At 30.1% G+C, this 12,902-nt stretch carries 12 protein-coding genes, 1 other RNA gene and 1 riboswitch; of the genes, 11 read left to right on the forward strand and 2 right to left on the reverse strand.

All coding sequences use genetic code 11. The features are described from left to right. Positions 1–4 precede the first annotated feature (4 nt). The 11 genes from DR024_RS03000 to DR024_RS03055 all read left to right on the forward strand — a co-directional run bounded on the left by DR024_RS03000 (position 5) and on the right by DR024_RS03055 (position 10,046). On the forward strand, positions 5–400 hold the full coding sequence (locus DR024_RS03000) for a hypothetical protein (protein ID WP_055183439.1): 396 nt from the start codon (positions 5–7) through the stop codon (positions 398–400). 51 nt (positions 401–451) lie between these two features. Then, a non-coding RNA gene (gene ssrS, locus DR024_RS03005) (6S RNA) lies at positions 452–645 on the forward strand. 589 nt (positions 646–1,234) lie between these two features. After that, a complete protein-coding gene (locus DR024_RS03015) occupies positions 1,235–1,423 on the forward strand; it encodes a DUF896 domain-containing protein (protein WP_027096765.1) in 189 nt (62 codons plus the stop codon). Between the two features lie 13 nt (positions 1,424–1,436). After that, on the forward strand, positions 1,437–2,348 hold the full coding sequence (gene hprK, locus DR024_RS03020) for an HPr(Ser) kinase/phosphatase (RefSeq protein ID WP_027096764.1): 912 nt from the start codon (positions 1,437–1,439) through the stop codon (positions 2,346–2,348). 80 nt (positions 2,349–2,428) lie between these two features. Next, positions 2,429–3,814, forward strand: coding sequence for an aminopeptidase (locus tag DR024_RS03025; RefSeq protein WP_027096763.1), 1,386 nt, complete (start codon positions 2,429–2,431; stop codon positions 3,812–3,814). Between the two features lie 99 nt (positions 3,815–3,913). Continuing rightward, positions 3,914–4,095, forward strand: a riboswitch (cobalamin riboswitch). A gap of 140 nt (positions 4,096–4,235) precedes the next feature. Continuing rightward, entirely contained in the window at positions 4,236–5,762 is a 1,527-nt protein-coding gene (locus tag DR024_RS03030) for a prenyltransferase/squalene oxidase repeat-containing protein (protein WP_111918141.1), read from the forward strand. A 3-nt stretch (positions 5,763–5,765) separates the two neighbouring features. Then, positions 5,766–6,482, forward strand: coding sequence for a DUF4430 domain-containing protein (locus tag DR024_RS03035; RefSeq protein ID WP_051195861.1), 717 nt, complete (start codon positions 5,766–5,768; stop codon positions 6,480–6,482). A gap of 21 nt (positions 6,483–6,503) precedes the next feature. Next, positions 6,504–7,382, forward strand: a complete 879-nt coding sequence (locus DR024_RS03040) for an energy-coupling factor transporter transmembrane component T (RefSeq protein ID WP_027096761.1) — start codon at positions 6,504–6,506, stop codon at positions 7,380–7,382. Then, on the forward strand, positions 7,364–9,013 hold the full coding sequence (locus tag DR024_RS03045) for an ABC transporter ATP-binding protein (RefSeq protein WP_111918143.1): 1,650 nt from the start codon (positions 7,364–7,366) through the stop codon (positions 9,011–9,013). Before DR024_RS03040 ends, DR024_RS03045 begins: the two co-directional genes overlap by 19 nt. Continuing rightward, entirely contained in the window at positions 8,992–9,729 is a 738-nt protein-coding gene (locus DR024_RS03050) for an ECF transporter S component (protein ID WP_027096759.1), read from the forward strand. Before DR024_RS03045 ends, DR024_RS03050 begins: the two co-directional genes overlap by 22 nt. 71 nt (positions 9,730–9,800) lie before the next feature. Beyond that, entirely contained in the window at positions 9,801–10,046 is a 246-nt protein-coding gene (locus tag DR024_RS03055) for a holin (protein WP_027096758.1), read from the forward strand. A gap of 159 nt (positions 10,047–10,205) precedes the next feature. Here the strand turns inward: DR024_RS03055 and aspD are convergent, their stop codons facing one another. After that, entirely contained in the window at positions 10,206–11,834 is a 1,629-nt protein-coding gene (gene aspD / locus DR024_RS03060; protein ID WP_099327954.1) for an aspartate 4-decarboxylase, read from the reverse strand. A gap of 180 nt (positions 11,835–12,014) precedes the next feature. Next, positions 12,015–12,851: a PHP domain-containing protein gene (locus DR024_RS03065; RefSeq protein WP_027096756.1), complete on the reverse strand. Its 837-nt coding sequence runs from the start codon at positions 12,849–12,851 to the stop codon at positions 12,015–12,017. Positions 12,852–12,902 lie beyond the last annotated feature (51 nt).

The raw sequence follows: 12,902 nt of genomic DNA on the forward strand, positions 1-12,902 counted from the left end.
TACTATGCAAACAACAGAAATAATAGAATTTTTAGAGGAAAATGGATTATCTGAAATTGAAGAAATTAAAATAGAAGATAATTTTGTGGTTTTAAAATTTTATTATGATTTTGATAAAGATGAAATACTTGCAGCAAGAGCATATGCTAATGAAGAAAGTGATTTAGAAGAAGAGAGCGATGAATGGTATCGTGATTGGTATTTATCATATTTATCTGATATTGCTAAAGATAATGTTGAAGGCATTGTAGAGGATTTAGGAGATGAGCTTGAACTTTCAAGTAAGATAAAAGAAGTTGAAATTGATGTTAATAATGCAGACTATATGAAGTTTGTTGCTATCTTGTGTTCAGAGGATTTTGAGGAAGATTTGGAAGAAACTTTAAACGATTACTTATAGTAAATAATTTCTATTGAAATGAAAAAAAAGTGTGCTATAATAGAGTCATAAGAAATCCTGAGATGTGCGCCTAGCTTATCATATTCAACCTACATATGATAAACGGGATTTGCAACAGTTTTTATGGATGTCGGGCTTCATTTAATTCACAATTTTGTGGCAGAAGATGGCAAAAGTAGAATGAGCTTAACCCACCTGCGAGGAGCAGGTCTGAATATATAAGCAAACGGCATGTTGGGACTTAGTATTGACTTTAAATACCTCAATAATTTTATTATTGAGGTATTTTTTATTCATTTATTATTTAGATATTTAGGCCGTTAATCTTCGAGGTTCAAAGTATTTTTTATGTTTCCTCTTATACCTTATGTAAATGTAATGCTGATAGAGTGCTACGTGCTTGTCCAACTTTTGAGATAAGAGAATACAAATTCTATTAGTTGGGGAAAGGAACTTTAATAATATATTTAAAAATAATTTTTCGCGTTTAATTATTTTTGATAGCTTATGTATTTTCATAATATCACCTCTTTTTCCAAAATTCGTAAGTTTTCCTTATTTATTATTATAACATGCCCCGAAAAAATGTAAAATTATTTCATGCAACATTAAGTGACAAGAATTAACAAAAGTAAATTAGCAAAGGTTTTCTTAAAGAAGAATTAACTAGTATCTACAATAATAAAAGTATTTTAAATACGAAATTTGGCGAAAACATTAATAGGAAATAACAGAAAGTAAGATAAAGTTAAGAAATATTAACCTTGTGAAAGGTTGATAATATAGAGAATTATAGGTAAAATAAGCTTAAGAAGTAACAAAGGAGTTGTAGTAATGGATATAGATTCAATGAAAATAGAAGAAGTAATAGAACACATAAATATGCTTTATAAAAAGAGCCAAGAAGAAGGTTTGTCAGATAAGGAAAAGGAAATCCAACAAAAGCTTAGAAGAAGATATATTGATAATGTTAAAAGGAATTTTAGAGTACAATTAGATGGGATAGAACTTAATAAAAAATAAAGGGTGATGGGGATTGTCAGTAACAGTTGAAAAACTAATTAAAGATTTTGACTTAGAGGTTTTAGTAGAAGGAAAACCTAATGAGCTTATAACCGTAAACGATATAAATAGGCCAGGGCTTCAACTTGCGGGATTTTATAATTATTTTGCGCCTGAAAGATTACAGGTAATAGGCAAGGCTGAATGGAGCTTTTTAGATGATATGCAAGTTGAGTTTAGGAAGAAAAGACTAAATAAGTATTTTACATTTCCTATGCATTGCATAATTATGTCTAGAGGTCTTGAACCGCATGAAGAGTTAATTAATGCTGCAAATAAGAAAAATATATGGGTGCTTAGAAGTGATTTGGTTACTACAAAGCTTATGAGTAATTTAACTATCTATTTATCAGATAAGCTAGCACCAGAAACACGCCTTCATGGGGTTTTAGTAGATGTATCAGGTATTGGTATATTAATTACTGGAGAAAGTGGTATAGGTAAGAGTGAAACAGCGTTAGAGTTAATTAAAAGAGGACATAGATTGGTTACAGATGATGCTGTTGATATAAAAGAAATTGATGGGGAACTAATAGGATCATCTCCAAGTATAACTAGAGGTATGTTAGAGGTTAGAGGAATTGGAATTATAGATGTACCAGCTCTTTATGGTATAAGTTCTATTCTTCTAAAGAAAACAATAACTTTAGTAATGCATTTTGAACATTGGAAAGATGATAATGATTATGATAGATTAGGAAATAACTTTGATTATATGGATATATTAGGTGTACCAGTTAGAAAGTTAACTGTACCAGTAAGACCAGGTAGAAATATTGCTGTAATTATTGAAGCAGCAGCAGTAAACTATAGATATTCATTAATGTCTAATGTTTCTGCTGTAGATATAATAGAAAGCAGAATGAATTTAGTTAGCGATAAGTAATAAGTTTATCCCTATCTTTCAATATAAAAATTGAGGATAAGGGATAAACTATTTCTATATATTAAAGGAGGCTATAAAGTATGAGCAAAAATGAAAAATGCGCATGGGAAAAATATGACGAACAAGGTATAAAGGAGATATTTGATTTTAATGAAGGATATAAGAACTTTATGTCCCTATGCAAAACAGAAAGAGAATGTGTAAAGGAAACTATTAGAATAGCTGAAGAAAATGGCTATAAGAATTTAGATGATGTTATTAAAAATGGTGAAGCTTTAAAGGCTGGAGATAAGGTTTATGCAAATAATATGGATAAAGCTATAGCTTTATTTATAGTTGGTGAAAGACCTATGGAAGATGGAATGAAGATTTTAGGGGCACATATAGATTCTCCAAGATTAGATTTAAAGCAAAATCCATTATATGAAGATACTGACCTTGCCCTTTTAGAAACACATTATTATGGTGGCATAAAGAAATATCAATGGGTTACATTACCTTTAGCTATACATGGGGTAGTGTGTAAGAAGGATGGAACTAAGGTTGATATAGTTATTGGTGAAGATGATAATGATCCTGTAATAGGAATATCAGACCTTCTAGTTCATTTAGCACAAACTCAACAAGAAAAGAAGGCTAACAAGGTAATTGAAGGTGAAGATTTAAATGTACTTGTTGGAAGTATTCCATTAAAGGGAGAAGAAAAGGATGCTGTTAAGGCTAATATCTTAAAGATATTAAATGATAAGTATGGAATAGAAGAAGAAGATTTCTTATCAGCAGAACTTGAAATTGTACCAGCTGGTAAGGCAAGAGATTATGGTATTGATAGAAGTATGGTTATGGCATATGGTCATGATGATAGAGTATGTTCATACTCTTCACTTATGGCAATGCTAAAAGTTGATAAAATAGATAAAACTTGTGTTTGTCTTTTAGTTGATAAAGAAGAAATAGGCAGTGTTGGTGCTACAGGAATGCAATCTAAATTCTTTGAAAATACTGTTGCAGAAGTTATGGATAGAGTAGGAGATTATTCTGATATAAAACTTAGAAGAGCATTAAAGAATTCTAAGATGTTATCTTCAGATGTTAGTGCTGCTTTTGATCCTAATTATCCATCAGTAATGGAAAAGAAGAACTCTGCTTATTTTGGTAAGGGATTAGTATTCAATAAGTATACAGGTTCTAGAGGTAAGGGAGGATGTAATGATGCTAATCCAGAGTTCATAGCAGAGCTTAGAGCTATTATGGATAAGCATGATGTTGCATTCCAAACAGCTGAATTAGGAAAGGTTGACCAAGGAGGCGGTGGAACAATCGCTTATATCTTAGCTAATTACAATATGGAAGTTATAGATTGTGGTGTTGCTCTTCACAACATGCATGCTCCTTGGGAAGTTGCTAGTAAGGTTGATATATATGAAGCTATGAAAGGTTATTACGCTTTCTTATTAGAGGCTTAATTACAAAGAAACTGCTCAAATTTGAGTAGTTTCTTTTTTGGTTAAAAATTATAGGTGGTATTTTAGATAGGCTTGACAAAAGAATAAATTTAAAGATAGACTAATATAGTAATATATGGTTTTAATATAGAAAATTAAAAGGGAATGTGGTTAGAATCCACAACAGCCCCCGCTACTGTAAAGGATACGAAATCTCAAAGATCACTGAATTTATTTTGGGAAGATGAGAAAGTAGGGTTGAAGCCTTGAGTCAGGAGACCTGCCATATATTAATATCACAAATTTATTTCGGCGGGAGATAAAGTGTGGTGGAAGCAAGAGCATAGTGCAATGAGTACTATGTATTTTTGTGATGCTACTACAAGGACTCCCAATAAGGAGTCCTTTCTTTATTTTCTTCCAAGAAAGAGGAGGAGAAGAAATGAAAAAACTATTATCAAAAGTAATAGCAGTGATATTTGTATTTACAATGTTATTTGCATTACCAACACAAAGGATAAGTGCAGCAGAAAAAGTGGATTATAATAATGCACTTAATACAACTATACAAAAGTATATAGAAAAATTTAAAAATGGATTCTCAAGCAATATAACATGGGATTCATGGGCAATTATAGGACTAGCTAGATCAGATAAAGAAGTTCCAAAGGAGATTTTTGATACTTATTACAGCAAGGTAGAGGCATTTGTTCAAGATAAAATATCAAACAATCAAAAAATGTCAGGTGGAGATTTAGCAAAACTAATTTTATCAGTATCAGCTATTGGACAAGATCCTAGAAATGTAGCCGGAAATGACTTAATAGATATAGTATGGCATCAAGATGGAATTTTAAATGAATACTATACATCATTAGCATACGTGTTAATAGCTGTAGATTCTAAAAATTATCAAGAACCTAAAGATGCCTTAAATACAAGAGATAAGATGATAGAGGCGCTATTATCTAATGAATTAGATAATGGTGGATTTGGATGGGGAACACCTGAACCAGATAGTACTGCAATGGTATTACAAGCTTTAGTAAAACATCAAGATAGGGAAGATGTAAAAAAGACAATGAATAGGTCACTAGTAATTCTATCAGAGCTACAAACAGAGACCGGTGGATATGTTTCATGGGGAAATGAGAATTCAAATAGTGTAGCTCAAGTTATTACATTCTTAACTGCTTTAGGAGAAAATCCAACTACATCAGAAGCATTTGTAAAGGGTGAAAATAATCTACTTGGTAATTTAATAACCTTCTACACCGGTAATGGAGAGTTTAAGTATATTCATTCAGATAGTGGAGCAAATGGAATGGCAACAGAGCAAGCTTTATATTCATTAGCTTCTTATGATAGGTTAGTAAATGGAAAAACTTCTTTATATGATATGACAGATGTTATTAGTACGACAGATTATTTAAATATTGTTAAGGAAGTTAATTCAAGAATTGAAACTTTACCAGGGATAGAAGCAATTTCTTTGGATAATAAAGAAGAAGTAAATTCTATATTAGCTAAGTTTAATTCATTACCAGAAGAATATAAGATACAAGTTATTGGAAAAAGTAAACTAAATTCTGCATCATCAAAGATAGCTGAAATACAAGATACTATAAATACAATTAATAGTGACATTTGGGATAAAATTAATCCTGAAAATGTATCCTTAGAAAATAAAAAGGATGTTTTAGACATTATCAGTAGATACGAAGCTTTAAGTGATAAAGATAAGAAATATATTGTTGGATATGATGAAGTTTTAGCAGCAAAGGCTAAGATTGAAGCATTAGAAAAAGTAGAAGTTGAAAACAAGGAAGAAGGAAAAGAAGGTAACTCTTCATATTCAGAAGTTGTACAAACTGGAGATACTTCGAACTTTGGCTATTTATTTGCAGTCTTAATATTAAGTGGAGCAGTAATGATTTATAGCAAGAAGAAGGAAGTAAAAGAGGCTTAGAATATGAAAAAATACTGGAAGAGTATTCTAATATGTATTTGTTTAGCAGTAGCTGTTTTTATTGGAGTTAAAGGGTGTAAAATTGAAGTTCCTAAGGATAATACAACAGTAGAAAGTTCTGTTGAGAATAGTTCTGCTAATGAAGAAAAAGAATATTCTACAAAGGTCGAAGAAGGTAATAGCAATATAAAAACTGAAGATAAAGTGGGAGAAGAAAAAATTCCTTCTACATCACAGGTAAAAGATGAAGATAAAAAAGAACCCGAAAAGCCAAATCATATTATAACAGATAAAGGTGAAAGTACCGATATTGTAAAGGATGAGAAGAGGTATGTTACCATTTCTATTAGATGTGATACTATATTAAACAATATGGATAAGTTTAATATGGACAAAAAGGATTATATTAATAATGGTGTAATATTATCATCAACTAAGATAGAGCTAGCGGAAAGTGATAAGACAGTATTTGATATTTTATATAGGGTGACTAGGGGAAAAAGGATACCTATAGATTATAGTGGAAATAAGGAGAGCGCCTATATAAAAGGTATTAATCATATATATGAGTTTGATTGTGGCAAGCAAAGTGGCTGGATGTATAGGATTAATGGAATTTTTCCTAACTATGGAGTAGGACACTACAAATTAAATGGTGGAGAGAATATAGAGGTTTTATATACTTGTGATTTAGGATATGACATAGGTGGAGGATATTAAGATTTGAAAGGAGAAATCAGGATGAAAGATACATTTTTAACATATCATCCAATAATTAATTTTACTTATTTAATAGGGGTGATATTGCTTTCAATGTTTTTTATGCATCCTGTTTTTCTCATAATATCTTTAATTAGTTCTATACTGTATTCAATAAAACTTAAAGGTGTAAAGGCATTAAGATTTGATTTGTTATATATGCTTCCTACGCTTTTATTTTTTGTAGTTATAAATGTATTATTAAATCATAGAGGAGCTACAATACTTCTTTACATAAATGATAAAGCACTTACTTTAGAAGGGATAATTTATGCTGTATGTTCATCAGTTATGTTTATATCAGTTATAATCTGGTTTAGTTGTTATAACAAAATAATGACATCAGATAAGTTTATATATTTATTTGGAAGGGTTATTCCATCAGCATCTCTTATATTTTCCATGGTTTTAAGGTTTGTACCAAGAATTAAAGAACAAATAAAGGTAATATCAAATGGACAGAAGTCAATGGGGAGAGATGTTACTCAGGGAAACCTATTTCAAAGGATTAGAAGTGGTATGAACATATTATCAATATTAGTTACCTGGATATTGGAAGATTCAATAGATACAGCAGATTCAATGAATGCTAGAGGATATGGACTAAATGGAAGGACAAGTTTTTCAATATATAGACTTGATAAGAGGGATAAGATTATTTTGTTAATAATAGTTTTGTTTATAGGAATAGTTTTAGTTGGAGGAATAGCAGGGGTAAATAGAGTGGTATTTTTTCCAACTATAAAATTAGCAAGGATAAGCAAGCTTAGTATAATATCTTATGTAGCTTATGGATTATTATGCTTAATACCAATAATTTTAGATGCGTTGGAGGAATTAAAATGGAAATTATTAAAATAGAAGATTTAAGTTTCTCATATTCGACTCAAGAAAAAAAAGTTCTTAAAAAAGTAAACTTAATAATAGAAGAGGGAGATTTTATTGTTGTATGCGGCAAGTCAGGATGTGGAAAGAGTACTTTACTAAGACATTTTAAAACTCCATTAACACCTCATGGTAGTAGACAAGGAAATATATTATATAAAGGTCAAGTTTTAGAATATGTGGACAACAGAACCCAAGCATCAGAAATAGGTTTTGTACTTCAAGATCCAGAAGGACAAATAGTAACAGATAAGGTATGGCATGAATTAGCTTTTGGGCTAGAAAGTCTAGGATATGACAATGAAACAATAAGATTAAAAGTTTCAGAGATGGCAAGCTATTTCGGAATACAAGAGTGGTTTATGAGGGAAGTAACAGAATTATCGGGGGGACAAAAACAGATATTAAATTTAGCTTCTATTATGGCGATGAATCCTAAGGTTTTAGTTTTAGATGAACCTACTTCACAATTGGATCCAATTGCATCATCAGAATTTTTAGAAACTTTAAAGAAAATAAATAATGATTTGGGAGTTACAATAATTATTTCGGAACATAGATTAGAAGAGGTGTTTCCTATGGTAGATAAGGTAGTCGTTATGGAAGATGGAGAAATTATAGCTTATGATGAGCCATCTGATATAGGAAATGTTATTACATCTTTATTACCAGTTCCAATGAGGGTAGCAATATCTTTAGGTGAAAAAAGAGGTTTACCTATTACAGTTAGAGAAGGCAGAAGATATCTTGATAGTTTATTTAAAGGAAAAGACTTAAGATATAAATCCTTGAATAAAATTTCTAAAAGAAGAGAAGATTCAGTATTAGAAATTAAAGATATATGGTTTAAGTATGATAAGAAGGGTGAAGATATTTTAAAAGGCCTGTCTTTTGAAGTATATGATGGAGAGATATTTTCTATAGTTGGAGGTAATGGGACAGGAAAAAGTACAACTTTATCAGTTATTAGTGGTTTGAATAAACCTTATAGGGGAAAGGTGATACTTAAAGGAAAAGAAATTAATAAGTATTCTTGTAGGGAGTTATTTAATAAAAACCTATCAGTACTTCCACAGAATCCTAAGTCTATCTTTGTAAAGAGTACAGTTAAATTAGATTTAGAAGAAACTTTGCTTTATGAGAATATTAATAAGTTAGAATTAAATAAAAAGATAAAAGAAGTATCAGAGTTGGTTGGTATAGAACATCTTTTTGATATGCATCCTTATGATTTGAGTGGAGGAGAAAAACAGAAGGTAGCCTTAGCAAAGATATTACTTTTAGAACCTAAAATTCTTTTGTTAGATGAGCCTACAAAGGGATTAGATAACTATTACAAGATAAAGTTAGGGAACATATTAAAGGAGTTAAATAAAAATGGAACCACAATAATAATGGTTACTCACGACATCGAATTTGCAGCTATGTATTCAGATAGATGTGGAATGTTTTTTAACGGTAATATGACTTCAATTAGTGAAACAAAAAAATTTCTTAGGAATAATAATTTTTATACTACTTTTGGAAATAAAATGAGTAGACACTTATTTGATGATGCAATAACCTGTGAGGATGTGGTTAAGTTATGCAAAATGAATCTAGAGTAAAGAAGAAAAAATTAATAAGCACATTAATAATTTTAGTTCTAATACCAACAACAATCTTATTTGGAAAGATTGCGTTAGGAGATAGAAGATATTATTTTATAAGTTTACTAGTAATTATATATACTATGATTCCATTCTTTATGCTGTTTGAAAAAAGAAAACCTAAAGCAAGGGAAATCATACTTATATCTTCACTATCAGCAATTGGAGTTGCAGGGAGAATGATATTCTTTATGACACCACATTTTAAGCCTGTAATGGCAATAGTAATTATTACTGGAGTTGCTCTAGGACGTGAGGCAGGATTCTTAACAGGTGCAATTACTGCATTTGTATCTAATTTTTTCTTTGGACAAGGACCTTGGACACCATGGCAAATGTTTTCTTTTGGGTTAGTGGGATTTTTGAGTGGAGTGATATTCAGTAAAGAAATAATAAAGCCAAAGAGAATAATATTATGTATTTTTGGTGGATTATCAACTTTTTTTATATATGGTTTTATAATGAATACAAGTTCTGTATTTATGATGAACAGCCATATTTCATTTGCTACATTAACTGCTTTTATACTATCAGGTGTTCCGGTTGATGCAATTCATGCGTTATCAACAGTTATTTTTTTATATCTTATTTCAGAGCCTATGATAGAAAAATTAAGTAGAATAAAGGTTAAACATGGATTACTAGATAATATAGAGAGTAGAGTTATAAGTTAAATAATTTAAACTTATGTAACAGTCTCCTCCTACTTTACATATAATATAAGTGTAAAAGGGGGTGCTACTATATGGATTTATCCCGTTTTAAAAACTATGGATTATGGGTTTCAATATTTGCGTTAATTCCTTTAGTTTTACAAGGTTTTGGGGTTAATATACTACCAGGTAATTACGAAGAAATAGTTGTTGCCTTACTGGGTGTATTGGTTATGGCTGGAATATTAAATAACCCTACTTCTGAAAATACAGGTTATTTAGATGATAAAACAAAAGAAGAAATACCAGAAAAAACAAATGATAAGACAGAAGAATAGCTATTAAAATAAAGCTGATTAAAATTAATAAGGGGAGAGAAATTGCCAAGCAATTTCTCTTTTTTCCTAGAAGTTAAATGGGGAATTAGATTTTTATAATTTCTTTACCTTTAGTACAAAGGAAATAAATATCCACTCTACCTTTTTAAAAATTTTTTGTTATTTAATTGATTCTAGCCATTGCTCATGATATTTATTAAATAATTCATTTATAGCTTCACCAATTTTGCTATATTGTTCATCCTTTAAATTAGCTAAGGATACACGAATTGACCACTTTGGACCATCAAATCCTTCACCATTCAATAGTATAATATGATATTTTTCAGCAAGGTCAAATAGAAATTCTAATGGATTTCTTTCTTCCTTAAGATAATTAGCAAAGTCCATTCCATATCTTAAATTTGCCCACACTAATAAATCATATTCATTATAATAACAAGCACTATGGATATCACTTTTTTTCATTGGTAAATCAATTAAATGATCATAAACTAGTTTTTTACGTTTTGTACAAATATCTATGGTTTGCTTTTTGTAGGTATCATCTTTGTCCAATAAAGCAAATAAACAAAATAGTGCCATTTGAACTTGTTGAGGAGTAGAAAGACCAGCAGTATGATTTAAAGCAACTTGTCTGCTATCAGCAACAATTCTATCAATAAAGGATATTGACTCAGGCTTTGGAGTTAATGAACTATATCTATTTTTTAAATCATCTTTATCTTCCTGAGGTAGTTCATGAATTAGCTTATTAAATACATTTTCTTTTGCAAGAGCAATAACACCCAGTCTCCAACCTGTAACTCCAAAGTATTTAGAGAAGGAGTAAACACCTAAGGTATTATAAGGTAATGTAATGATAAATGATTTAAAATTTTCAACAAAAGTACCATATACGTCATCTGTAACAATCATTAAATTAGAATTCTTTTCTTTTACTATATTTTGAATGTATTTCATAGATTTTTCATCAATTGCTACAGAAGGAGGGTTACTAGGATTAACTACACATAAAAGTTTTATATTAGGATCAGCTAGTTTATCTAATTCTGAAGAAGGGTATTGCCATGTATGACGGCCTTCTTCATTTAACTCACATGCATGAATTTCTGTAACATTAAAGTCATATCTAGAGAGATGAGGGATTTCTAGATATGGAGTGAAAATAGGAACCATTAAAGCAATATTATCATGTTTTTTTAAAAGGTGATTTGCCATAAGTGAATCGAATATATAGCACATAGCAGCAGTGCCACCTTCAACAGCAAAAAGATCATGACTAGCTTTATCAGGAATACTTCCTCCCATTTCTTTAATTAGGTAATTGTGGACTACTTTCTCTACTCTTAAGAGCATTCTATCTGGAACAGGATAGTTATCTCCAATAATTCCATCTACTAATTCAAATACCCAAGAGTCAGAATCAAATCCATATTCTCTTATTCCATAATCCACAGCTTCTTCTAATAGCTCAATACCAGGAGCATTTGTATTAGAGTTACAAAAGGCTTTAAAACGTTTATAAATATTAGGTTTTTCAGGCATTCCTGCTAGGTCCCCATCACACCAGGTTTTTCGTGTTTCTTCAACGCTAAAATATCCTAAGGTAAAAAAAGCATCTCTAGGAGTAGAAGCAGTCCAATTAGGATTTCCTCTACCAGCATTAAGGAAAATTTTAACTCCTTTTTTTTCATTAGAATTAGCAAGGTTTATTAGTTTATTCTTTAATTCAAAAGGACTTAGGTTTTTAACTTCTTCAAGTAATTTTTTATCCAAGGTGTTCACCCCTTATTTAATTTACATAGTATGCATTTAGGTTAAAATAATATTTAGATAATTTCTTTATAGGTTATATAATATATATATTTCTAGTTTATCTATAAATTGAAGGAAATATAAAAGGAAAAAGGAGGGGACTATAAGCTAAATATAAAATAAAAAAACCCTGCTAAAAGCAGAGTCTCTTTATTTTAAGTTATTATAGCTGTCTAAAAATTTTTGCAGTAAATTTTCTTTTATGTTCATAGCTCCTATGTCACCATGTCTTTCATCTCCCTCAACATTACCGTGACAGTCTGAGCCAGCACTAACTAAAAGGTTATGTTTATTTGCAAAATTTAAAAAGTATTTTTCTTCATCAGAGGTGTTTTGAAAGTATATAGCTTCCATCCCGTCAAAACCCATATTTAAAAAATCTTCTAAAGGAGAGTTATGTATTAGTTTTGGATGAGCTAAGAATACTAAAGCATTATACTTTTTTAGAAGTTTAACCCCTTCTTCAGTGGTAAGCTTTGTAGTTGGAACAAATGCAGGACAATCTTTACCTATAAAGTTTTGAAAGATATATTCAAATTCATATGGATAGCCTGCTGCTATAATTTCTTGTGCAATATGAGGTCTTGCAACAACATCTTTTCCACGCTTTAATACATTATCTAAGTTAATTTCTATATTAAAAACTTCTTTTAATTTTTGAACCATTTTTTCAGCTCTTATTTTACGCTTATTTTTTAAAGTCTGTAAGTAATTAATAAATTCATCATTTTTATAACTTTCATCCTTAAAGAATCCTAATATATGTATACTTTCTTTGTTATGAGTGGTAGAAAGTTCAATACCAGGTATAAATGAAAGGTTGATTTCTTTAGCAGTTTTTATTGCACTATCAAGTCCAGATATTGTGTCATGATCTGTTAAAGCTAAGTATTTTACTCCATTTTGATAAGCTCTTTCAACAACTTCTTTTGGTGACATTAAACCATCAGATGAGTTTGAATGTGTATGGAAATCTATCTTTATCATAGCAAAAATCCTTTCTCACTAAAGTTACTAAAATTTTAGCATAGTTTTAGT

The sequence above is a fragment of the Clostridium paraputrificum genome (assembly GCF_900447045.1).
In the GTDB taxonomy this organism is placed as follows: domain Bacteria; phylum Bacillota; class Clostridia; order Clostridiales; family Clostridiaceae; genus Clostridium; species Clostridium paraputrificum.